The organism is Bacillus sp. JNUCC-22, assembly GCF_018861275.1.
GTDB lineage: Bacteria > Bacillota > Bacilli > Bacillales > Bacillaceae > Bacillus > Bacillus velezensis.
Genome location: NZ_CP076408.1, coordinates 3146898 through 3170754 on the forward strand (window position 1 = coordinate 3146898; position 23857 = coordinate 3170754).

Here is a 23857-nt window from a genome sequence, read left to right on the forward strand (position 1 = left end):
AGGAGACGATTTACATGTCAAAAGAAAACAACTGCAATATCCCGCAGCCGATCAGAGGAGACAAAGGGGCGACCGTCACGATTCCGCGCAACCTTGAAAGAGACCGCCAAAATCCGGATATGCTGACGCCGCCGGAAACGGATCACGGCACAGTGGATAATATGAAATTCTCTTTCTCAGATGTGCACAACCGGCTGGAAAAGGGCGGATACGCGCGTGAGGTGACCGTTCGCGAGCTGCCGATTTCTGAGAATCTGGCATCTGTCAACATGCGTTTAAAACCGGGCGCCATCCGTGAGCTGCACTGGCATAAAGAAGCGGAATGGGCATATATGCTGACGGGCAAAGCGCGGGTCACGATTGTTGATGAACAGGGACGCAGTTTTATCGATGACGTGAAGGAAGGAGATCTGTGGTACTTCCCGTCAGGCCTGCCGCACTCCATTCAGGCGCTGAAAGGAGGCTGTGAATTCCTCTTGGTTTTTGATGACGGTTCTTTCTCAGAAAACAGCACATTCCAAGTGACTGACTGGCTTGCCCACACACCGCTTGATGTCATTGCCAACAACTTCGGGGTTTCAGAAAAAGACCTCGCCGGCCTGCCCGGGAAAGAAAAATATATCTTTGAAGAGCCGGTTCCCGGGAAGCTGAAAGATGACATTGTGGAAGGCCCGAACGGTGAAGTGCCTTATCCGTTCACTTACCGCCTGCTGGATGAAGGCCCGACTGCTGAGACGGATGGCGGCAAAGTATATATCGCGGATTCCACAAACTTCAAAGTGTCCAAAACGATCGCTTCAGCGCTTGTCGTGGTCGAACCGGGCGCAATGAGAGAGCTGCACTGGCATCCGAACACGCATGAATGGCAGTATTATATTTCCGGTAAAGGGCGGATGACGGTTTTTGCATCGGACGGCCATGCAAGAACATTTAACTATCAGGCCGGGGATGTCGGTTACGTTCCGTTCGCAATGGGCCACTATGTGGAGAATTTGGGAGATGAGCCGCTCGTCTTCCTGGAAATCTTCAAGGATGACCACTATGCCGATGTGTCCCTGAACCAATGGCTTGCCATGCTTCCTGAGAAATTCGTCCAGCAGCATCTGGATCTGGGCAAAGACTTTACGGATATTCTTTCGAAAGAGAAACACCCTGTCGTCAAAAAGAAATGCTGAAGATACACACCGGCTTGCAGAGTTCCGTCTCTGCAAGTCTCCTCTGTGTGAAAAGGAGCTGAACAGATGATCAATCAAAACGGGACGAAAATGTTTTTTCTTCAGGTGCTCCGGTATGCCCTGGCAGCCGCTGCCGTATTATTCGGGTATTTTATCGTGATGATGGCCGTATTTTCATTAGCCGGGACGAGCTACGGATCGATGGCGTACGTCCTGCTTTTTTCCGTGCTTTTTATTTTTCTCGGTTTATGTTTTGAACCGCTTGAGCGGCTGATGATACATAGCTTTACCTTTTTTGGGACGGGCAGGCTGCCTTTTCTCCTTTTAGCCAGCACCGTTCAGCTGCTGTTCCTCTGGATGACCGCGTATACGACGGATAAACTGATTGAAAAGATTTGGCTGTCAACGACGGAGGAGCTGATTGTGGCGGGGGTTTTTTTCGTTTTGGATAAATGCGTCTCCGGAGAAAAGCAGCCCCGGGCGCAATAAAAAACGCAGGCCGGAATGGCTCTGCGTTTTTTTTCATCATACCGTTGCGTTTTCATGCCGGATTAAATCGTAGGTTAAGCAGACCGGTTTGTTCGTGCGCGGATCTTTTACAATCTGTGCGTCAATTTGGAAAACGTCTTTCAATATGCCGGGAGTCATGACTTCCTCCGCCGTTCCTTCCTTGATGACGCACCCTTTTTTCAGGGCGATCATGTAATGGGAAAAACGGGCGGCATGGTTCAGATCATGAATGACCATTAAAATGGTGCGGCCCTGCTCCTTGTTTAATTTGTCCAGCAGCTGCAAAATTTCAAGCTGATGGGCGAGATCTAAATAAGTGGTCGGTTCATCAAGAAGCAGCAGCTCCGTTTCTTGAGCGAGCGCCATGGCGATCCACACACGCTGCCGCTGCCCCCCGGAAAGCGCTTCGATCGGCCGGTCGTAAAATTCGGCCATCCCCGTCTCTTCCAGCGCCCATTTGATCATGTCACGGTCTTTATCACTCAAACGGCCCATTCCGGACTGATGCGGAAACCTGCCGTAAGAAACAAGTTCGTACACCGTCAGCCCGCTCGGCGCTTCAGGCGTCTGCGGAAGAATTGCCATTTCCTTGGCGATGTCTTTCGTGGATTTTTGCATGATCGCCTGTCCATTTAAATAGACGGCGCCGGATTTCGGTTTCATGATTCTTGACATCGTTTTGAGAACCGTCGATTTTCCGCAGCCGTTCGGACCGATCAGCGTTGTAATTTTTCCTTTCGGGATGGCGATATCCAATTCTTTCGCTATCAAACGGTCACCATAACCGACAGTAAGCTGTTCCGCCGATAATGAGTTCATCGCGGCAGTCTCCTTCCTCTATTTCGTTTTCATCAGCAAATATACAAAATACGGCGCTCCGAGCACGGAAATCACCAGGCCGACGGGAACTTCGGACGGTGCAAGCACATTTCTCGCCAGCGTATCGGCAAGCAGAAATAAAAATGCTCCGATTAAAGCCGAAACCGGGATAAGCGTCTGGTGGCGCGGTCCGGTAAGCCTTCTGGCCAAATGCGGCGCAATGAGTCCGAGAAAAGCGATTCCGCCGGCTGCCGCAACACATGACGCGGTCAGGGCAACGGCGCACATCAGCAGAACGCGCCGCTCCTTTTCAACCCGGGTGCCAAGCCCCGCCGCCAGCTGATCACCGAGCTGAAGCACATTTAAATACCTGGCTTTATAGAGGCTGAACGGTAAAAGAACCAGCAGCCACGGCAAAATAGACAGCACCATTTTCCAATTGGCGTTCCAAATCGAACCGGAAATCCATACAAGCGCCTGCATGAAATCCCGCGGGTCCATTTTCAGCTGAAAAATCAAGAGCAGCGCATTAAACCCCGCATTGACGCCGATCCCGACCAAAACGAGCCGGACAGGTGAAACGCCTTTTTTCCAAGCCAGCACATAGATGAGCAGCGCAGCCAGAAAAGCCCCCGCCAAAGCGCTCACCGGAAGCAGCCATGTACCGGCCATGCTTAAATCAACAGCTGATCCTTGGAAAAAGAAGATAAACAAAACGACCGCCAAAGACGCCCCGGCGTTAATACCGAGAATGCCCGGCTCCGCCAAGTCATTTTGAGACACGCTTTGAAAAATCGCGCCTGAAACCGCGATTCCGGCGCCGACCAGCAATGACAGCACCATGCGCGGCAGTCTGAATTCAAATAAAACGAGCTGATCCCGGGCATCCCCCTGTCCGAAAAAGACACGTAGCGTATCAAGAGGCGCAATCCGGATCACACCCATGTTTAAGCTGATAAAAAAGACGATGCATATGAGCAAAAACGTAACGGCCATGACCGCCAGCGGTTTTTTCGATTTTACATTCATTACAGCCCTCTCCTTTCCCTGCGCGCCAAATAAAAGAAAAAGGGAACGCCGATAAGGGCGGTTAAAGCGCCGACCGGTGTTTCAAACGGCGCATTGACGAGTCTTGCGGCAATATCACTGAAGACTAACAGAACGGCGCCGAATACCGCCGAACAGGGAATGATCCACCTGTAATCTACCCCGACTAAAAATCGGGTGATATGCGGAATCACCAAGCCGATAAAAGAAATGGCTCCGGCGACTGAGACTGAAACCCCCGTCAAGAGGACAACGACAAACATTCCGATTACTTTCACAAGCGATGTGTACTGCCCGAGCCCTTTGGCCAGCTCCTCACCCAAGCTCAGCACCGTCACTGAGCGCGCAATCAGAAATGCCAGCAAAAGTCCGATAACCCCGACCGCCAACAGCAGCTGCACACCTTCCCATTTCACGGAAGCGACTCCTCCGGCGTACCAGAACTTCACATCCTGGGCGACATCAAAACGGATCGCAATCGCGCTTGAAAGCCCCGTTAAGAAATAGCCGACTGCCGTACCGGCCAGCGCGAGCTTCACCGGTGTCAGACCGCCTTTTGAAAACAGGCCGATGCCAAACACAATAAGCGCTCCGATTCCCGCTCCCGCGAAGGACCACAAAACAAGTCCCGCCGCAGACAGGCCGGGAAAAAAAGCAAACGCCAATGCGATCGCAAATCCTGACCCCGACGTCACGCCCATAATGGAAGGCTCAGCAAGCGGGTTCCGCGTCAGCCCCTGCATAATCGCCCCGGACACAGCTAAAAAAGCCCCGACGAGCGCGGCGGCGGCAGTTCTCGGCAGCCTCAGATCGCGTATGATTTGATGAGATGTATTTTGCGGCTGAAAGTGAAAGAGAGCATCCCACACCGTCCGCAGATGAATATCGGCAGCTCCGATGGAAACAGACAGGGCCGCGCCGATCAATAAAACCGCAATCCCGGCACACAGCAGCACAGCCGCTCTGAATGAACGCGCCGTCCACTGGATTTCACTCCCTGATGCCCCTTGAGCCGTCATTGTCTGTTTCTTTTTCAATAGACCCAACACTCGTTCTTCCTTTCTCAAAACAAGAATGGTAATGATAATGATTATCAATGACTTGTTTCAGTATAGCACTTTTATCTTCTCTTTTAATAGACCTAATTTCATATAAAAAAAGAAAGTTTTTCTTAAAAAAGAGCGTGCTTCTCTATGAAAGCAGTGATATAATCACACTGATAATGATTCTCTTTATCACTAATTTTTATGAAAGAAGGAATGTCAGATGTTCCATACATACAAGAAAATCGGCGCAGCGCTGATTGCCATGCTGCTCATCGCCGCTTTGGTAGCATGCGGCAATTCTTCAGACACGAAAGGTTCTTCTGAAAAAGAAGAAACCATCACGTATAAAGCCGAAAACGGCAATATTAAAATTCCGAAGCACCCGAAACGGGTCGTCGTCATGGCTGACGGCTACTACGGCGACTTTAAACAGCTCGGCATCAATGTTGTCGGCGCGCCGCAAAACGTATTTAAAAACCCTTATTACAAAGGAAAAACAAAAGGTGTCACAAACATCGGCGACGGCACGTCCGTTGAAAAAATCATTGACTTAAAGCCGGATTTAATCGTGGTCTGGACGACACAAGGCGCCGATATTGAAAAACTGGAAAAAATCGCGCCGACCATCGCCATTAAATATGACAAGCTCAGCAACATTGATCAATTCAAAGAGTTTGCGAAAATGACAGGCACTGAAGATAAAGCAGACAAATGGCTGGCTGAATGGGATAAGAAAACCGCTGCCGCTAAAACAAAGGTTCAAAAAGCGGTCGGCTCAAAAACCATCTCCATCATGCAGACAAACGGAAAAGACATCTATGTATTCGGTAAAGACTTCGGCCGCGGCGGAAGCATCATTTATGACAAACTCGGGCTGAAGGCCACAAAACTGACGCAGGAAAAAGCCATTAATCAAGGACCGGGCTACGCCAGCATTTCACTCGAGAAACTGCCTGACTTCGCGGGAGACTACATCTTTATGGGGCCATGGCAGGCCGGCGGTGACGACAAAGGCGTGCTTGACAGCTCAATCTGGAAGAACCTCGATGCCGTCAAACAAAACCATGTCTACCGCATTGATCCGATCGGCTTCTATTTCTCAGACCCGATCTCACTTGAAGGCCAGCTCGACTACATCACAAAAAGCTTAACAAAGTAACCCCGAAGCCGCTGTCACAGCGGCTTTTTATTACGCTTTACACTTGACCGTTTTTTCAGCGGACGCACTGACCATTTAACCGCATTCGAGACCATTCATTATATACACGCCGTCAAAACGTAACCTGCTGCCGCAAACAAAAAAGACATCTCACAGACGTGAGATGTCTTTTTGTCATACCGATTGTCTGTTGTTTGCAAATTTCTTTGAGACGAAAGGATATAACAGCAAACCGACGAAGAACAGCCCGATACCGAGAATAAAGGTCGTTAAATCGGCCGTTCCGGTAATAATGACATAAAAAGAATAAATGCAGGCAAGGATGGCGATGATACCGTCTCTTACTCTTGAACCCTTTATCTCGTCATACGTTTCACCCGTAAAAATGAGCTTCAGGCTGTAAAACGCTGACACGAGATACGGAATCAGATAAGCGAGCGTCGCCGCCGTCGTTAAAAACGTAAACGCGTCACTGATCGTCCTGGAAATAACTGAAAAGATAAAGATCTGTGACATCACGTTCGTTACGATTAACGACACAACCGGGCTGCCCTGTTTATTCGTTTTTGCAAAAGCAGCGGGAAAGTCTCCTGATTTCGCCGCTTGATACGGAACTTCAGAGCCGAGAAGAATCCAGCCGAGCATCGTTCCGAACAGACACAAAATCGCCAGAATCGCCATGATGACGCTTCCCGCATTGCCGACGATCGCGTACAATACGTCAACAAACGGTTTTTCCGAGCCGACAAGCTTACCATGCGGAAGCACGCCCATCGTAATCAATGTCACGATGATATAGATGCCAAGCGCGATCAATAATCCGGTAATGGTGGCGCGTTTCACGTCACGCTGCGAACGGGCGCGCCCGGATAAAATGACTGCCGATTCAATTCCGACGAACGCCCATAATGTTGAAATCGCCGCATTGTGGATCTGTCCGCCGATTCCCTCAACTGTGTGAGGACCTGTTTGAACCGGAAAATAAAAATGATCGAAAAACGACGTTTGAAACACAAATAAACCTGCAATGATAAAGAAGATAAATCCTAATACTTTTGAAAACGTCGTGACAAAATTTAATTTACTCGCACCGTTAATGCTGGTGACGAGAATCGTGTGAGTGCCCCATAATAAAACCGTACATACGGCAAACGTCAGCAGCTGGCCGAGCGTAACCGCCTGACCGCCGATCGAAAACATTTCACGCTTATCCGTTAAAATCGGGAAAAATGATGTTAAATATCCGGCAAGGCTCGTGATGATCGCCACGTTGCTGATCCAGCTCGCCACCCAGTAGCCCCAGACCATCGTGAAGCCCGCTGCATTCCCTTTTTTCCGATCGCTGAACAGCGCACGCGCATAGCTTTGCGGCCCCGCCGTCAGCTCAGGCTTGCGGATGGATAAGTGGCCGAAGACCAGCGCGATCATTAACACACCGGCTCCCGTTAAAAGCCATGCCGATGTAGCGCCGAACGGGCTCGCGATTTTTGCGAGCGTACTCGGAAGCGAAAAGATGCCCGAGCCTACCATATTTCCTACGACAAACGCCGTTAATAACCAAAAACCCCATTTTTTCGTCTGTTCCATTCCTGTACCTCCTGGTTGTTCATTCGTACGGACCAGACCCCGAGATCATATTTACACGCAAAAAAAGCCTGAACAAAAGTCCATGCTTAAAGAAACACACACACCCTTGATCTCCGGATAGCCCTCCGCGAAAAAGCACGCGGCAGTCCTGCACTTATTCAGATACAGTCCCAGCATAAAGAAGGATCGGCTTTCTTTACACTTCGGCGCTGATGCCTTTAACACATGTTTTGCGGCCCCTATCAGCCTGGCATGTGCGACTCATCATCAAGCGCAACCTCTACCTCACCGAGAAAGAGTGAGGATTTTTATCATTCAATTCTACTCAGAGGTTATCAGAGATAAAAAGATCTGTCAAAGGGAAAAATTAGATGAAAACGGATAGAGCGTTCGCCCTACCCGTCTTATATGGTCAGCGGTTGTTTTTTTTCTTTTGAACAGCTTCTTGAAGCGGATCGTCTTTCAGAGCTGCACCGGCGTCTTCAAGCGCGCCTTGAATGACGTTTTTGTTTTTATCGCTGTTTTTTCCTTTTTCTTTGTTAAAGAAAGCCATCTGTATCACCTCTTTATCAAATATATAGGTACACCTATAATGTGTCTTTTTCCGCGGCAGAATATGCGGAATCCCCGTCTCCTTCCTTTTGGCGGAACAGGTAAAGTTTGTTGATCAAACATGCATTCTCTTGATATATTTGTAATTCAGGGGATTTTGGCAAAAATAAAAAGGAGAAGCGAAAAATGACAGGAAAAACACACATCATGGGAGGCATCGCTTCTTGTTCCGCAATTGCGTATTATTACGGGTATGATCCGGTCCTTATGACCTCAGCGGGTGCCCTCGGGGCGCTGATTCCCGACATATGCCATACGAAAAGCAAAATCGGCAGAACGCTGCCCGTTCTGTCCAAAATCGTAAGCACGGTGTTCGGCCACAGAACGTTTACACACAGCCTGCTGTTTATGCTTATTATGTTTTTCATTACGGCAACCTATATTCCGAATCCGAGCATTTCCGCCGGACTGATGATCGGAATGGCGAGCCATCTTGTGCTTGACGCATGGACCGTCAACGGCATTAAACTGCTGTTTCCGTCCGCCATCCGCTTCCGTCTTCCCCTTTATATGAGAACGGGGAGTTTTTCGGAGCAGCTTGTGCTGGCCGGCTTAACGATTGTATCCTGCTATTATTTATACGAACTGGTTCACGGCCGCATCTCTTAAACAAAAAGCATCTTTCGCTTTTAGGGTGAGGAGTCATACATATGAAGAAAACCTTTTTCAGCAATCATCGGTTTTTATGCCTGTCCATCCTGTTCATGTGGATGAAAACCTATGCCGTTTATAAGCTCGGTTTTGATCTGCAGAACAACTCGGTTCTTGAGGAATGTCTGCTTCTCATTAATCCGCTGAGCTTCATTGTGCCGCTGTTCGGCATCGCCCTCTTGCTGACAGAAAAAAAACAGCGGATCTTTCTGCTTTCGGCAAATGTGATGCTGACGGGAATTTTAATCGCGAATACGGTGTTTTACGGGTTTTATATTGATTTTATCACCATACCGGTTTTGTTTCAGGCGAGCAATATGGGTGATATGGGAAGCAGCGTCCAAGAGCTGTTTCACCCGCTTTATATCGCTTTATTTTTGGATATTGCGGTTTTGTTTTACCTTGGTAAAAGGCATAAAGCCGATAAAGGGAAAGCGGGCGCCCGTACCGTTAAAGCGTATGCGTGGGCATCAGCCGGCCTCATGCTGTGCAACCTTGCACTGTCTGAGGCCGATCAGCCGAAGCTGTTCAAGCACCCTTTTGATCGTGAAGCGCTCGTAAAAGGAATCGGCCTGTTCCACTTTCATTTGTATGACACCATTTCGCAGACGCTGAATGCAGGGGCTAAAGCGTTTGCCGATGAAGACAGCCTTGCGGCGGTCGCAAATTACACTCAAGCCGACTACAGCAGGCCGTCCGATTCAAAGTTCGGGCTTGCAAAGGGGCGCAATGTGATTTTTGTTACGCTCGAATCAACACAGCGTTTTGTAATGGATGAGCGGGTCAACGGACGGGAGATTACCCCGTTTTTAAATAAACTGCGGAAAAAAAGTTATGACTTCACTCATTTTTATCAGCAGACTGAACAGGGAAAAACCTCAGATTCAGAATTCATTACTGCGAATTCGCTGTATCCGTCTTCAAGCGGCGCCGTTTTTTTTACAAAAAGCGGCCACCGGTTCAATACGATGTACCATATGTTAAAAGACCGTCAATACTATTCAGCCGTTCTGCATGCCAATCATAAGGCCTTTTGGAACCGGGATGAGATGTACAGGGCATTCGGAATCGACCGTTTTTTCGACGCGGATGAATTTAAGGTGACACAGGAAAATTCAACAGGCTGGGGCCTGAAGGATAAGGAATTTCTAGAACAGTCAGCGGAAAAATTAAAGAAGCTTCCGCAGCCGTTTTACGCGAGCCTGCTGACTTTGACCAACCATTTTCCTTTTGAAATTGATAAACAGGATCAGCTCATTGAGGAACCGGACACAAGCAGCGAGTTATTAAACCGCTATGTGACGACGGTCCGCTATGAAGATGAGGCCCTGAAACACTTTTTCAAGAAGCTGAAAAAAGAAGGACTGTATGACAACGCGATGATCGTCCTGATGGGAGATCATTACGGTATATCCGAAGCCCATAATCAAGGACTTGCCGAATTCTTAGGGAAAGAGGAAATCACTCCGTTTGATACGGTTCAGCTTCAGCGCGTGCCGTTTATCATTCATATTCCCGGGGTGACCGACCGTGCGCCGGAAACGATTGCTTCGGCCGCGGGACAGGTTGATGTAAGACCGACGCTGCTTCACCTGCTCGGCATTGAAACGAAAGGCAGCATTCAGTTCGGCAATGATCTGTTTTCCGGAGAGCGGACCCCGTTTGCGGTGCTGAGAAACGGCAGCTTTATCACGGATGATCATATTTATACGAAAAATACGTGTTACAGCCGTAAAACGGGTGAACCGCTTTCTGACATGAGCGCGTGCAGCGATGAGAAAGAAAAAGCGGAACAAGAGCTGATGCTTTCCGATAAAATATTAAACGGCGACCTGCTGCGGTTTTATAAGCAATAAAAAAATCCCTCCGTTATATGGAGGGATTTTTCATGTTTCATATATGAGCCGTCCGGTCATTTTCGTATCATATCCGGATAATTGAGAAAGCTGAGACTTGAATTCCTCAGAATTGAGGATGTCCTGCACGCTTTGAACAAGCTCCCGGTTTTGTTTTAAGACGACCACATCGTACTGCTCACTGATCACCGGGATAAAGTCCGTGCCTGCCATATGCGCCGCATGCTGCGACCCGACTCCGATATCCGCCTTTCCGCTTGATACTTGTGAAGCCGCTGACAGATGATCCGTGACAATGTCATGGTAGCCGGCGACATCAGACGGCGTAAAGCCGAATGATCTGAGCTGTTCATCCAGCAGGACCCTCGCGCCTGATCCTTTTTCGCGATTGACGATACGGACATCCTTTCGGCTCAAATCCTGAAAGCCCTGAATGTTCAGCGGATTGCCCTTTTTCACATATAATCCGGCCTGACGAAGCACGACATGAAAAAGCGCAAACGGCTCCCCTGAAAGAATGCGCTTCACATACGGGATGTTATACTGCCCCGTCTCCCCATCGTACAAATGCAGACTGACGATGTCACAAGCTCCGCGGTACATCTCGATCAGGCTGTTCAAACTGCCGCTGTACTTGCGGAGCGGAGCCGCCTGTATTGTTTGTTCCAGCTGTTTGCTGAGGAGGTCCATCGACACATCCTGCCCGCTGATGATAACGGACTGCCTTTTTTCCGGCTCCCGCCCGCGGGACGGGTCAGGCGGTTCTGCTGCGGATGGCTTTTTTGACATTCTCATGTTGGCTTTATATTGTTTTAAGTCCTCTTCATCGACCCTCATCTGTCTTCCGACCCTGTACGCCGGAATGAGTCCTTTTTTTATCAAATCATATACTGTCAGTTTGGAGACCTTCAAAAGGCCCGCAACTTCTTCTATTGTATAGGAAGTGGCTTCTGTCATATTATCACGCTCCGTTTTTATTATAACTGTTCAGATATTGAAAAAAAACCGCACCATCACGTACAATTGCGTTATAATTAGTTTGATCTAATTATATTTAGCTATAAGGGGTGCACAATGTTGAAAAAGAAAGCGACACTACTCACAACTGCGGCTATGGCCGTTTTCCTCGCAACTGCGGGCTGCTCATCCGGACAATCGTCCAAAGGCGGACAAAACGAAAAAGTCACGCTGACCGTTTCTGCGGCAGCAAGCGCTCAGGATGCACTTGAAGAAATCCAGACCAACTACGAAAAATCACATTCAAACGTAACCATTCAAGACAACTTCGGATCATCAGGCACATTGCAAAAACAAATTTCACAAGGCGCGGGAGCTGATTTATTCTTCTCGGCAGCCGAAGATAAATTCGATAAGCTCGTTCATGACGGAGATATCGATAAAAAGGACAGCACGGATCTTTTGAAAAATGATCTCGTCATGATCGTACCTGAGAAAAACAGCGCACACCTGACACATCTGAATGACCTAAAAAAAGACAGCGCGGAAAAAATTGCGCTCGGCACGCCTGAATCCGTTCCGGCCGGACAATACGCCAAACAGTCATTGACGGCATTATCCCTGTGGGACAAGGTAAAAGATAAAGTCGTCTATGCAAAAGACGTTCGCCAGGTGCTTTCTTATGTTGAAACCGGAAATGTCGATGCCGGGCTTGTCTATAAAACAGACGCGCTGATTTCGAAAAAGGTGAAAATCACCGATGAAGCGCCGGCGAAAACGCACGATCCGATCGTTTATCCGCTCGGCATCGTCAAGGATACAAAGCACCGTAAAGAAGCAGAAGCGTTTTATCAGTATCTGCAGTCAGATGAAGCAATGAAAGTGTTTAAGAAATATGGATTTACTGCCAAGTAACATTACGGCTTCGGAATTTTTCACCCCAGTCGTATTGTCTTTTGAGGTGGCTTTGGCATCAGGCATCGCCGTCATCATTCTCGGGACGCTTGCCGGCGCCTGGATGGCGAAAGCGCGATTTCCCGGAAAAACGGCTGTGGAGACCCTGTTTATGCTCCCGCTCGTTCTTCCGCCTACCGTTGTCGGCTTCATTCTCATTATTATTTTCGGGAAACACAGCTTTATCGGCCGGGCGATTGAGCGGATTTTTCACCAGCCCGTCATTTTCACGTGGTCGGCCGCGGTGATCGCTTCGGCCATTGTCGCCTTCCCGCTTATGTATCAGTCCGCTAAAACGGGCTTCGCCGCGGTTGATGCTGACATCGAGGGAGCGGCGAAAGTAGACGGAGCCGGCAGATGGCAGGTGTTCACCCGTATTTCCGTCCCGCTTGCCTTTCCCTCCCTCTTGACCGGAAGCATTCTCAGTATTGCACGTGCGCTAGGTGAATTCGGGGCGACTTTAATGTTTGCGGGAAATATTCCCGGTGTCACCCAAACGCTGCCGACAGCGATTTACGTCGCGATGGACTCCGGCAATGAAACACTCGCCTGGGTGTGGGTGATCTGTATTGTAATCATTTCTTTCCTGATGCTGTTTTTCATCCAATTGAAAAAACCCGCTTGACCGATCCGCCTTCCGCGCACCTTTCGCCGGAAGGCTTTTTGATTTAAAATCGGATGGTATATAATGAAACAAAAAACACACAAAGGGTGCGGCCATGAAGATTAATGTCATTATCGCGGATGATAATTCTTTCATCAGAGAAGGAATGAAAATCATTTTGCATACATATGAGGAATTTACTGTATCGGCAACGTTGGAAAACGGCCTGGAGGCGGCCGAGTATTGTAAACACAATCCCGTCGATATCGCCTTGCTGGACGTCCGCATGCCGGTGATGAACGGCGTCGAAGCCGCAAAACGGATCGCGGAGGAAACGGATACGAAGCCGATGATCCTGACGACATTTGACGACGATGAGTATATTTTAGAAGCGATTAAAAACGGCGCGAAAGGATATTTATTAAAAAACACCGAACCGGAACGGATACGCGATGCGATCAAAAGCGTTTTCAACGGACACAGCATTCTTCAGGACACCGTACTGGATAAAATAAAAGACAGCCTTTCCCGGCCGGCTGAAGCCGCGCATCAGATTGATGAAAGCCAGTTTACTGAAAGAGAGCTCAGCATCATGTCGCTTATTGCGAAAGGATTCTCGAACAGGGAAATTTCAAAACAGCTTTTCATTTCTGAAGGGACGACGGCCAATTATATTTCATCTATTTTAGGGAAAACGGGGCTTGAGCACAGAACGCAGATCGCGATTTATTATATCACCGGGAAAGTGGATAACGGGCGTTGAACGGTATGGATTTTTGGATGCTGATGAGCAGACTGATCGCCATTTTTTATACGGCTTTTTTGTTCGTATCGGCAGACCGCCTTTACACACCGTACGCCGTCTTGTTTCTGCTGCTTTATCTATCTTTGGGCATTGCGGTCTGCATGATCAGGCTGCCCGCTTGGAGGCGCGGGATCACCCTCATGGCGCTGGCATTGACCGCCTGGCTTTCCGCCTTAGGCCATCCGGCGTTTCTGTTTCTTTTGCCGCCCGCCATTTTTGCCGTTCTTGCCGAATATCCGGTTCACCGCTATGTGTTCTGCCTGCTCGTGTTTGTGCCGTTTTTATTTATCCCGTACGGTGACCTTCCGACTTATATCGTCATGACCTTGTTCTGCTTGGCGATATTCGTTTTGGCCGCCCGGTCCAGCGACCGGCTGAAAAAATATGAAGAGCAGTCAGACAATATGCGCTCAAGCATTGAAAAACTGACGAAACAGCTGCACAGCAGCACGGAATATATCAAACAATCGGAGTATACCGGCAAACTCGAAGAAAGAAACAGATTGTCCCAAGCCATCCATGACAAAATCGGCCATTCCATGACAGGCGCGCTCATTCAGATGGAAGCGGCGAAGCGGATGCTCGGCTCCCATCCGGACAAAGCGGCTGAACTGCTCCAAAACGCCATTACCATTTCCAAAGAGGGCATTGAGGATATCCGCATAACGCTGAAAAATATGAAACCGCCCGCTGAACAAATGGGCATTCACAGATTAAGAACGTTTATTGATGAATTTTCGGCCAAAAACGGGATGCCGGTTCCGTTTACGCATCAAGGCGATTTGGACAGGCTGACGCAAATGCATTGGAGAGTCATTCAGGAAAACGTAACCGAAGCCTTGACCAATGCAATGAAATACGCCGATGCCACGCAGATTTTCATTGATATCCATGTGCTGAATAAAGCCGTGAAAGCGGAAGTGAAAGATAACGGAAACGGCGCCGTCCGCTTTAAAAAAGGCCTCGGCATGCTCGGTATGGAAGAACGGGCGGCCGTCTTGCACGGAACCGTTATTTTTGACGGCACGGCCGGTTTTTCCGTCACGACATTGCTTCCGGTTGAATAAGTGAATGTTTTCATGTGAAAAATATGAAGATTCTCATGTCAAAGGAATGAACAGCTGCACTAACGGCCGTTCATTCTTTTTTTTATAATAAGAGCATCATAAGACATAGAGGTGGAAACATGAACATTTTGGAGCTCAAACAGCTGAGTAAGAAATTCGGTGATTATGCCGCCGTTGACCAGATGTCGCTTGCCGTAAAAGAAGGTGAGATTTTCGGGTTTCTCGGCGCAAACGGAGCCGGAAAAAGCACGACGATCAATATGATCTCAGGCCTTTTAAAACCTTCAGGCGGAGACATTCTGTTTCTCGGAAAAGATATTTTCAAATATAGCAAAGCAACGAAAATGAATATCGGCATCGTCCCTCAGGACCTCGCGATTTACGAAGAATTAAACGCCTATGAAAATGTGAAGTTCTTCGCCGGGCTGTACGGCCTGAGAGGGGCGGCTCTGAAAGAACGGGTCGAGGAGGCCCTGACATTCGTCGGCTTGAGCGATAAACACAAATATTTGCCGAAGCATTTTTCCGGCGGAATGAAGCGCAGGCTTAATATTGCGTGCGCTCTTGCCCACCGGCCGAAACTGATCATCATGGATGAACCGACGGTCGGCATTGACCCGCAATCAAGAAATTATATTCTGCAATCAGTGAAAAAGCTGAATGAAATGGGCTGCACGATCATCTACACGAGCCACTACATGGAGGAAGTGGAAGAAATATGCACGCGCATCGCCATCATTGACCACGGAAAAGTCATCGCAGAAGGCACAAAAGAACAGCTGACCTCCATCATTACCGACACGAAGGACGTCGTGATTGAGCTGTCATCCGGAAACTGCATCAGCCTCGGCGATATTCAGGAGCTGCCCGGCGTCAGAGCTGCCACACTGGAAGAAAACAGCGTGAAAATCAGCTCTGACACAGGGGTCAACAATTTAAACCGCCTGATCCGGTACTTCATGGACAAAGGAATTGAAATCCGCTCCTTGCAGGAACAGGCCCCTGACTTAGAAACGGTATTTCTCACGCTGACAGGCAGAAGCCTGCGCGACTGACCTCACTGAAAGGAGGATTGCAAATGAATATTCTGCACATCGCCGGGAAAGAAATCAAAATCAGTTTCCGCGACAGACGGACTTTTATTTTCATGCTTGCTTTTCCGATCGTCTTCATGCTGATTTTTACTGCGGCATTATCAAACGCCTTTGATTCAGAGGTGACGGTCGGGAACATCGAGGTCGTATATACGGACCAGTCAAACGGCCCTCTTTCTCATGATTTTACTGAGTTTATGAAAGCCGCAAAAAAAGAGCATGTCTATTTTCAAAAAGCGGACACGGAGGCAAAAGGCAAAAACGAGGTTCGAGAAAATCAGGCGGATGCTTTCGTCACTGTAAAAAACACCGGTTTTCAAGTCTATACAAATGACCGGAGCGGCATAAACGGCACGATCGTCCAAGGCATGCTGACCGCTTTTACCAATCAATACAAAGCAGGCGCCGCCGCTTACAAGGCGCATAAGGCGCCTTCCGCCGGACAAATCAAAAGCGATTATATGAAGCAGACGTCTTTACACAAAGCGAAAGAACCGAAAGCGAAAGATTTTTACGCGATATCCATGACGACGATGATCGGGCTGTACGCCTCGATTTTTGCAAGCAGCTTATTCCGCGGGGAAAGAATACGGCACACCGCAGATCGCCTGATCGCCGCCCCGCTCCGGAAAAGCGATATCTTTCTCGGAAAGATGCTCGGCATTTTGGCTGTGAATGTTCTGACGATTCTTGCCGTTGTCGCCTTCAGCAAATTTGTCTTAAAAGCGAATTGGGGCAGCCACATGGGACTTGTGCTTTTGATTCTCGTTTCTGAAATTCTTTTGGCCGTCAGCTTCGGACTCAGCCTGAGCTATTTGACCAGAAAACCCGAAAGCGCCAGATTAATCACCGTCATCATCGTTCAGGTGATGTCCATTATCGGCGGCGCCTATTACAAATATGAAGGCGGAGGAATTTCCGCCCTGTCGCCCTTATCCTGGATCAATAAGGCGATTAACAGCATCATTTACGCAAATGATGTATCAGCGGCATGGCCTGCACTCGGTTTAAATACAGCATTGGCGGCACTCTTTTTGCTGATCGCCGCATTTACGTTTCAAAGACGGGAGGGACTGTAATATGAAAAACTTCTGGTGGCTGTTTGCGCACACTCTCAAAGGGATTACAAAAAGCAAAAAACAGCTCATTCTTTATATCGGGGCTCCGCTGATCGGCGTCTTCCTCTCCTTCATGACCAATGCCAACGGCGGAGCCGAAACGCTCAATATCGGCATTCTCGATCAAGACGGCGGAGAAGTGGCGCAGGATACGGCCGCGTTTTTAAAAGGACTGGATCATGTGAGGATTTCAGAGGAAACGGCTGCGTCCGCCACATCCAAGATCGCTTCAGGAAAAATGGAGGCGCTCATCACGTTTGAAAAAGGCTTCTCCCAAAGCGTAAAAGACGGGAAACCGTCTCACATCGGCATGACCTCGCTGAAAGGCGCCCAGGTCACCGGATATGTCAGCTCTTATTTGTACAATTATATGAACAGCGTCGCCTCAATCGGCAAATCCTCCGGCGGAGACGCAAAGGCCTTTCAGGAGATGTACGCCGATTTCAAGCATTCTCCCATTCAAACGGAGTCCGCTGTTTTACAAGATACATCGAACCATAAAGAAATGACTTACTCAGTCATCGGGTATCTCATTATCATTATGCTCTATTCCGCCGGCAACCTGACGGAACTAATGATTAAAGAGAGAGAAAACAGGACATACTACAGGCTTCTGTCAACGCCGATCACATCAAAGCAGTATGTATTGGCGAACGCGGCGGTGAATATCATTATCATGGCCGTCCAAATTCTATTCGCCGTTCTCTTTATGGGCGCCGCTTTTCATATTCATCCGTCATTCCCGCTGTGGCAGCTGTTCGTCCTGATGATGCTGTTTGCATTAAGCGCGATCGGGGTCGCCTTTATTGCCGTCGGTTTTTCCAACAGCAGCGCTTCGGCATCGGCGCTTTTGAATTTGATCGTCGTGCCGACATGCTTGCTGGCCGGCTGCTTCTTTCCGGGCAATATTATGCCGAAAACGGTGCAGACAATCGCCGAATTTCTGCCTCAGCGCTGGGTGCTCGATACGGTGGATCAATTGCAGCAAGGCCGCACGTTCCAAAGCCTGATGCTGAACATCATCATTTTAGGAGCCTTCGCCGCCGCCCTGTTATTAATAGCCGCATACAGGTTCAGCGTAAAACGTCAGACACAGACATTTATGTAAAGAAAAACAGCCCCGTAAAGGGCTGTTTTTTCTTAGAACAGAAGCTCGTCCGGATTCGGGCCGACACGCTCGTCTTTGTTCAATGCGCTGATCTTTTCCATTTCTTCCTGTGACAGTTCGAAATCAAAAATATCGGCATTTTCTATGATGCGGTGCTCTTTAATCGATTTCGGAATGGTAACGACTTCGTTCTGAAGATCCCAGCGCAAAATCACTTGAGCAACCGATTTGTTATGTTTTTCCGCAATTTGTGACAGCACTTCGTTATCGAGAAGCTGTCCCTGCATCAATGGAGACCAAGCTTCCACTTGAATGCCCTGCGCTTTGCAGAAATCTCTTACTTCTTTTTGAGTCAGGCGCGGGTGGAATTCAATCTGGTTGACCATCGGCTTGATTTCAGCATCTTTCAGCAGTTCTTCTAAATGATGCACTTGGAAGTTGCTGACGCCGATGGCGCGGATTTTGCCGTCTTTGTACAGCTTTTCAAGAGCGCGCCATGTGTCTTTATATTTATCCTTGCCCGGCCAGTGAATCAGGTAAAGGTCGAGGTAATCGAGGCCGAGGCGCTCAAGGCTTTTCTCAAACGCGTCAAGTGTCGTTTCGTATCCTTGATCTTCATTCCACACTTTTGACGTGATGAACAGCTCTTCTCTGGCAACGCCCGCAGCTCTGATGCCTTCGCCGACACCCTCTTCATTTTTGTAAATAGCCGCCGTATCAATGCTGCGGTAGCCGTTTCTGATTGCCGCTTCGACGGAGTCCGCCGCTACGCTTCCGTTTTCCACCTTGAAGACGCCAAGGCCGAACCACGGCATTTCAACGCCATTATGAAGCTTTACAGTATCTTTTAAGCTTTTTGCCACGTTGAACCATCCTTTCTAGTCATTATGTAAACGGTTATTATTATCTCACATTTCCACCGTAAGAAACCAATTATACGCTCATCGTCATCACAAAAACCATCTTTAGTGCCCAAGCACCACTTCCGTTATTATTTTCCTATTTTTCAAAAATTCCGGTTAACCGGGTAACTGTCCGGGTAAATCGCTACTGTAGCCACCACACACTTGAAGGAGGAAATCATATGAAACGTATGCGTATCCCGATGTCCGTTGCCCTTGGCGCCGCTTTGTCTCTGACTCCTCTGTCCTTTGTATCCGCAAAAGAAACCCCGGTCCCTCAAAACATGGCACAGCAATCATCAGATGTCTCAGCAAAAGATGTCGGATTAAACATTGACGTTGACCTGCTCGGCATCGGCAATTCGATTGCTGACGCGATTAAGTCGGCGCAAAACCGTGACGGCTTCGTCAAAAACTTAATGGAATCTTCATTCTACGCTTCCGGACAAAAATATAACGTCATGGTGTTTAATTTAAGCCAGGAATATGAAGATCATTTTAACGGCGTTCAGTTTTACGGTTCCGCCGTTTATGACGGCATCACGTACGGCATTTGGGTGTTTGAAGACGGAAGCTTCACCAATAAAGGTGATGGCGGCTGGATCAACTGGGCCTTCAGAGGCTGGTTTGACCGCGACGGCGATCACGTCGAATTCCATCGTCCGTAATCAAAAAAAGTCCGGCGACAGATGCCGGACTTTTTTGATTTATTCATCTCCGTCAAGCATGGCCGCTTCCACATCATTGATGTATTGGCGAAGCTCATGTGACATATCGCGGGAAATTTCCCGCTCTTCGAACAATGTTTGGATTTCGTTGCGGATGGCCTGCACGGCCCGCAGTTTGATTTCGAGTTTTTGATTTTCAAAACGGCGGCTCGGACTCTGTTCGTGATACGAGTGCCCCAGCCTGAAAATCAAGTGATTGTAAAAGGAAATGACGGCAAGCGTCACATCTTTATTTTCTTCGGTCATGTGTTTTTTCAGGCTTTCAATGGCCGCTTTTGCCGTTTTAACCCTTGTGGCGCGGATGAGGCCTTCTTCATTTAAAATCGTCATTTCCGGCTTTTTTTGTTCACCGAAAAAGATCCAGTACATCAGGCGTTTCAGCTTTTTCTTAGATAAGCCGACTTTAAACGGATTCGTATACAGCACTTCCAGTTCATCAAACCGTTCCTGAAGGCTGTCAGCCGTTTCTTCCGGTATGTCGCCCCGCTCAATCAGCCGCAGCAATTCTTCCTGTTCAGCCTGTATCCCTTGGGCGCGGACTTTCCGCTCATCTTTTTTCGTGCGGTTTTTGACGGTGAACTGCTGAAATCTGAGATTTTTCATTTTCTCATTGTATTCGGCAATGACCGCAAAAGAAGCCGTTTTGTTTGTCTCATTCATATTTTCTTTAATGGCGGTTAAGGCAGCTTTTATCAGCTTCCGTCTCGCTGTCAGCAATTTGACTTTCTTCTCTTTCACATTGTCTTCCGGCTTATCTGTCAAAATCGGCAGTACGATTGTCGCCAGCACCAATGTGCACATAATAACACCCGCGGCTAAAAAGAGAATCAAATTCCGTTCAGGAAACGGTGAGCCGTCAGAGAGCACGTAAGGAATGGAAAAGGAACCCGCAAGCGTGACCGCTCCCCTGACGCCTGAAACCGAAATCAGCAGGGTCGAGCGCAGGCCGGGTTTATAAATGCTCTGATCCTTGTTAAAAAACCACTTGCCGTTCCAAAAAAACAGCACCCACAAAAACCTGAGAATCATTAACGTCAGCGTAATGACGATAATGTACCCGATGACCATCATATTGTTAAACGCGGTATCATTAAAGATGACGGAAACCACATCCGGTATTTGCGCACCTAAAATAACGAAAACAAGACCGTTCAGAATGAACAAAATAATATTCCACGTACTTGAAGAGACGATTTGCAATTTGACCATCGTTGATTCAAGACGGTCCTGCTCCACCGCATGCGTGATGCCGCCGGCCACAACAGCTAAAATGCCGGAAACGCCGATTTCTTCAGCCGCGAGATAGATGACGAACGGCGTCAGAATTTGAATCAGCATATGCATCGTGACATCCTGCATGCCGAGGCGGCGCAAAAACAGCCGGAAACGGATAATCAAAAAAGAAATGACGACACCGCTGAGTAAACCGCCGGCTGAAATCAGAACGAAACTGAAGGCGGCCTGCGCCAGCGAAAATGCGCCCGTCACGGCAGCCGCAATCGCAAATTTAAAAGCGACCAGGCCGGATGCGTCATTCATCAGTCCTTCTCCTTCAAGGAGACGCAGAATGCCTTTTGGCATCTTCACTCGCCCTGACAGCGCGCTGACCGCGACAACGTCAGTCGGTGACAGTATCGCCGCCAGCCCGAACGCGGCAGCCAGCGGGATGCTCGGAATCATCCAATGAATCGTGTAACCGCCGACAATCACCGTGGCAAACACGAGCCCGAGCGCAAGCAGCAAAATCGGCGCTCTTAAATTCCAAAGTTCCGCACGCGGCGTCCGTTTTCCATCGTTAAAAAGCAGCGGAGCGATAAACAAAACAAAAAACAATTCAGTATTCAGTTCAAAATGAAGCCCCTGCGGAAATGACGCCGCAATGATACCGAGCGCCACCTGAATCAGAGGCACCGGGATAAAGGGGACAAACCGATTTACGATATTTGAGATCGCGATGATGGTTAAAAGTACGAGTACGACTAAAAATATGTCCAAAGCATGACCTCCTTCATCTGCTGCATCATATCATTATTGCCTGTTCTCTGCCTTTGCCAAAGGCCGGAGCCGATGATCGGGCAGATTCAATATATTTTCCGCACGCAACCATTCTTCTTTTATTTTACCCGTTTTTATTTAAAATTTCTCATAACGTGCTCACGGCGAACTTTTTTTGCCTTCAGCTACATTTTTTCTAGAAAAAGAAAAAGCCTGTTTTCTCTGAAAACAGGCTTTTTCGCAAGCTGCGTCATCTGTTTCATGACGCGGTGCAGCATTTATGCTGCTTAGTAAAGGTCTCTATCCTTGGTTTTAAGTGCTCATCTTATTCGTGAAAATTCGTGCCGTCTGTCGTCGCTTTAATGATGCCCGCGCGGATGACGAAATCGCCGAAGTGTTCGCCTTCCTCACGCTCTTTCGCGTAGCGCGGGAGAATGGTGCGTAGCTCACTCAGAATTTCCTCTTCACCGATATTTTCCCGGTACATTTTGCTCAAACGGCTGCCGTCAAACGCCGCTCCTAAATACATATTATATTTTCCGGGCGCTTTTCCGATAAATCCGATTTCGCCAAGCGCATGGCGGGCGCAGCCATTCGGGCACCCGGTCATACGGATGGTGATTTCTTCATCCCGCAGCCCGTTTTCGTCAACAATGTCTTCAATCTTATCAATCAATTTCGGCAGATACCGCTCGGCTTCGGCCATGGCGAGCCCGCATGTCGGAAGCGCGACGCAAGCCATTGAACTGCGGCGCAGGGCGGAATGCTGCCGGCCGTCTGTCAGACCGTATTGCTCGATTAATGCGCTGATTTGATTCTTTTTCTGGCTCGAGACATTGCCGATAATCAGGTTTTGATTAGAGGTGAGACGGAAATCTCCCGTATGGACTTTGGCGATTTCACGCAATCCCGTCATCAGCTTATAATTCTCATAGTCCGTGACGCGGCCGCCTTCGATAAACATCGTAAAGTGCCATTTCCCTTTTACGCCCTTCACCCATCCGTAACGGTCGCCGTTATGGTCAAAATGATAAGGTTTCGCTTCATCCAGCTGCCAGCCGAGGCGGTTTTCCAGCTCGGCTTTTACGTTTTCCAGCCCGAGACGGTCAACAGTGTACTTGAATCTGGCGTTCTTTCTGACGGAACGGTTTCCGTAATCGCGCTGAATCGTAATGGTTTTTTCCGCTACATCATACAGCTGCTCCGGTTTGCAGAAGCCGATGACTTTTGAAAGCTGCGGATAAGTGGCCGTATCGCCGTGCGTCATTCCCATACCGCCGCCGATTGCAACGTTGAATCCGATAAGACGGCCTTCCTCCACGATGGCAATGAAGCCGAGATCTTGAGAAAAGACATCGATATCATTGGACGGAGGCACGGCGATTCCGATTTTGAATTTCCGCGGCAGGTACAGCGGCCCGTACATCGGTTCCGTTTCCGTGTCAGGAGTGCCCGCCACACGTTCCTCATCAAGCCAGATTTCATGATAGGCTCTCGTGCGCGGAAGAAGGTCATCGCTCAATTTCTTCGACCATTCGTATACTTCCGCATGAATTTCAGACTGGTGCGGATTTGAAGCGCACATGACGTTTCGGTTGACATCTCCGCAGGCCGCAATGGTATCAAGCAGCGCCGCATTGATTTTCTGAATCGTTTTTTTCATGTTCCATTTTAAAATTCCGTGCATTTGGAACGTTTCACGCGTTGTCAGCTTCAATGTATTGTTTCCGTATTTTTGCGCCAGTTCATCCATGACAAGCCATTGTTCCGGAGTTGACACGCCGCCTGGCATCCGAACGCGCAGCATGAACTGATAAGCCGGTTCAAGCTTTTGTTTTTGACGTTCATTACGGAGATCGCGGTCATCCTGCAAGTAGCTTCCGTGATGCTTCATCAGCCGGTTGTCATCGTCCGGGATGCCGGCTGAAATCCGGTCGAGCATGACTTCTTTCAATGTGCCGCGCAAATAATCACTTTTTTCTTTAATTTCCTCAACATCACTTGGAGGGCCTTCCGGCGCTTTTAAAATGTTGTTCACCATGCTGAATAAGCTCCTTTCAAAC

General features: G+C 48.6%; 22 protein-coding genes and 1 riboswitch. Of the genes, 13 read left to right on the forward strand and 9 right to left on the reverse strand.

The annotated features are described in order from the left end of the window. Positions 1 to 14 precede the first annotated feature (14 nt). Together JNUCC22_RS15370 and JNUCC22_RS15375 are read left to right on the forward strand one after the other, a co-directional pair. Positions 15 to 1175: an oxalate decarboxylase family bicupin gene (locus JNUCC22_RS15370; protein WP_216061857.1), complete on the forward strand. Its 1161-nt coding sequence runs from the start codon at positions 15 to 17 to the stop codon at positions 1173 to 1175. Positions 1176 to 1241: 66 nt separating this feature from the next. Further along, complete coding sequence (locus JNUCC22_RS15375) at positions 1242 to 1664, forward strand: YrvL family regulatory protein (protein ID WP_216061858.1); 423 nt, start codon at positions 1242 to 1244, stop codon at positions 1662 to 1664. A 36-nt stretch (positions 1665 to 1700) separates the two neighbouring features. On the opposite strand, the gene JNUCC22_RS15380 is transcribed toward JNUCC22_RS15375, so the two are convergent. The 3 genes from JNUCC22_RS15380 to JNUCC22_RS15390 are packed head-to-tail and all read right to left on the reverse strand — an operon-like array spanning position 1701 to position 4570. Continuing rightward, positions 1701 to 2504 carry an ABC transporter ATP-binding protein gene (locus tag JNUCC22_RS15380; protein WP_216061859.1) on the reverse strand — a complete coding sequence of 268 codons (804 nt, stop codon included), beginning with the start codon at positions 2502 to 2504 and terminating at the stop codon, positions 1701 to 1703. A gap of 18 nt (positions 2505 to 2522) precedes the next feature. Beyond that, the gene (locus JNUCC22_RS15385; RefSeq protein ID WP_020956329.1) at positions 2523 to 3533 is read right to left on the reverse strand and encodes a FecCD family ABC transporter permease; all 1011 of its coding nucleotides are present in this window, start codon (positions 3531 to 3533) and stop codon (positions 2523 to 2525) included. Next, complete coding sequence (locus JNUCC22_RS15390) at positions 3533 to 4570, reverse strand: FecCD family ABC transporter permease (RefSeq protein ID WP_216062334.1); 1038 nt, start codon at positions 4568 to 4570, stop codon at positions 3533 to 3535. Before JNUCC22_RS15390 ends, JNUCC22_RS15385 begins: the two co-directional genes overlap by 1 nt. Positions 4571 to 4817: 247 nt before the next feature. Between JNUCC22_RS15390 and JNUCC22_RS15395 the strand changes: the two genes are divergently transcribed. Further along, a complete protein-coding gene (locus JNUCC22_RS15395; RefSeq protein ID WP_216061860.1) occupies positions 4818 to 5756 on the forward strand; it encodes an iron-hydroxamate ABC transporter substrate-binding protein in 939 nt (312 codons plus the stop codon). A 174-nt stretch (positions 5757 to 5930) separates the two neighbouring features. Here the strand turns inward: JNUCC22_RS15395 and JNUCC22_RS15400 are convergent, their stop codons facing one another. Further along, complete coding sequence (locus JNUCC22_RS15400) at positions 5931 to 7343, reverse strand: amino acid permease (protein WP_007410036.1); 1413 nt, start codon at positions 7341 to 7343, stop codon at positions 5931 to 5933. 110 nt (positions 7344 to 7453) lie between these two features. After that, a riboswitch (Lysine riboswitch) is annotated at positions 7454 to 7634 on the reverse strand. A gap of 121 nt (positions 7635 to 7755) precedes the next feature. Further along, on the reverse strand, positions 7756 to 7896 hold the full coding sequence (sspJ, locus tag JNUCC22_RS15405) for a small acid-soluble spore protein SspJ (protein WP_007410034.1): 141 nt from the start codon (positions 7894 to 7896) through the stop codon (positions 7756 to 7758). Between the two features lie 185 nt (positions 7897 to 8081). On the opposite strand from sspJ, the gene JNUCC22_RS15410 reads away from it, so the two are divergent. Then, on the forward strand, positions 8082 to 8564 hold the full coding sequence (locus tag JNUCC22_RS15410; RefSeq protein ID WP_003151759.1) for a metal-dependent hydrolase: 483 nt from the start codon (positions 8082 to 8084) through the stop codon (positions 8562 to 8564). A gap of 41 nt (positions 8565 to 8605) precedes the next feature. Then, positions 8606 to 10462, forward strand: a complete 1857-nt coding sequence (locus tag JNUCC22_RS15415) for an LTA synthase family protein (protein ID WP_216061861.1) — start codon at positions 8606 to 8608, stop codon at positions 10460 to 10462. Between the two features lie 30 nt (positions 10463 to 10492). Here the strand turns inward: JNUCC22_RS15415 and JNUCC22_RS15420 are convergent, their stop codons facing one another. Next, the gene (locus JNUCC22_RS15420; RefSeq protein WP_216061862.1) at positions 10493 to 11419 is read right to left on the reverse strand and encodes a substrate-binding domain-containing protein; all 927 of its coding nucleotides are present in this window, start codon (positions 11417 to 11419) and stop codon (positions 10493 to 10495) included. Positions 11420 to 11536: 117 nt separating this feature from the next. On the opposite strand from JNUCC22_RS15420, the gene modA reads away from it, so the two are divergent. From modA to JNUCC22_RS15455, 7 genes are all read left to right on the forward strand, one after another. After that, the gene (modA, locus tag JNUCC22_RS15425) at positions 11537 to 12334 is read left to right on the forward strand and encodes a molybdate ABC transporter substrate-binding protein (protein ID WP_216061863.1); all 798 of its coding nucleotides are present in this window, start codon (positions 11537 to 11539) and stop codon (positions 12332 to 12334) included. Then, complete coding sequence (gene modB, locus JNUCC22_RS15430) at positions 12315 to 12998, forward strand: molybdate ABC transporter permease subunit (RefSeq protein WP_014305804.1); 684 nt, start codon at positions 12315 to 12317, stop codon at positions 12996 to 12998. Before modA ends, modB begins: the two co-directional genes overlap by 20 nt. A gap of 94 nt (positions 12999 to 13092) precedes the next feature. Beyond that, positions 13093 to 13740, forward strand: coding sequence for a response regulator transcription factor (locus JNUCC22_RS15435; RefSeq protein ID WP_007613734.1), 648 nt, complete (start codon positions 13093 to 13095; stop codon positions 13738 to 13740). Between the two features lie 5 nt (positions 13741 to 13745). Next, positions 13746 to 14849, forward strand: coding sequence for a sensor histidine kinase (locus tag JNUCC22_RS15440; RefSeq protein ID WP_216061864.1), 1104 nt, complete (start codon positions 13746 to 13748; stop codon positions 14847 to 14849). Between the two features lie 119 nt (positions 14850 to 14968). Beyond that, entirely contained in the window at positions 14969 to 15904 is a 936-nt protein-coding gene (locus JNUCC22_RS15445) for an ABC transporter ATP-binding protein (RefSeq protein ID WP_150941417.1), read from the forward strand. Between the two features lie 23 nt (positions 15905 to 15927). Then, the gene (locus JNUCC22_RS15450) at positions 15928 to 17022 is read left to right on the forward strand and encodes an ABC transporter permease (RefSeq protein ID WP_216061865.1); all 1095 of its coding nucleotides are present in this window, start codon (positions 15928 to 15930) and stop codon (positions 17020 to 17022) included. Position 17023: 1 nt separating this feature from the next. After that, entirely contained in the window at positions 17024 to 18169 is a 1146-nt protein-coding gene (locus JNUCC22_RS15455) for an ABC transporter permease (protein ID WP_216061866.1), read from the forward strand. A 32-nt stretch (positions 18170 to 18201) separates the two neighbouring features. Here JNUCC22_RS15455 and JNUCC22_RS15460 read toward each other — a convergent pair whose 3' ends face one another. Beyond that, positions 18202 to 19032, reverse strand: a complete 831-nt coding sequence (locus JNUCC22_RS15460; RefSeq protein ID WP_007410023.1) for an aldo/keto reductase — start codon at positions 19030 to 19032, stop codon at positions 18202 to 18204. Positions 19033 to 19253: 221 nt separating this feature from the next. On the opposite strand from JNUCC22_RS15460, the gene JNUCC22_RS15465 reads away from it, so the two are divergent. After that, positions 19254 to 19739 (forward strand): hypothetical protein, encoded by a 486-nt coding sequence (locus JNUCC22_RS15465; protein WP_007613741.1) that lies wholly within the window; start codon positions 19254 to 19256, stop codon positions 19737 to 19739. Between the two features lie 39 nt (positions 19740 to 19778). Here the strand turns inward: JNUCC22_RS15465 and JNUCC22_RS15470 are convergent, their stop codons facing one another. Together JNUCC22_RS15470 and cysI are read right to left on the reverse strand one after the other, a co-directional pair. Next, positions 19779 to 21794, reverse strand: a complete 2016-nt coding sequence (locus tag JNUCC22_RS15470; RefSeq protein WP_039253862.1) for a Na+/H+ antiporter — start codon at positions 21792 to 21794, stop codon at positions 19779 to 19781. A 325-nt stretch (positions 21795 to 22119) separates the two neighbouring features. Next, positions 22120 to 23835: an assimilatory sulfite reductase (NADPH) hemoprotein subunit gene (gene cysI, locus JNUCC22_RS15475; RefSeq protein ID WP_216061867.1), complete on the reverse strand. Its 1716-nt coding sequence runs from the start codon at positions 23833 to 23835 to the stop codon at positions 22120 to 22122. Between the last annotated feature and the right edge of the window lie 22 nt (positions 23836 to 23857).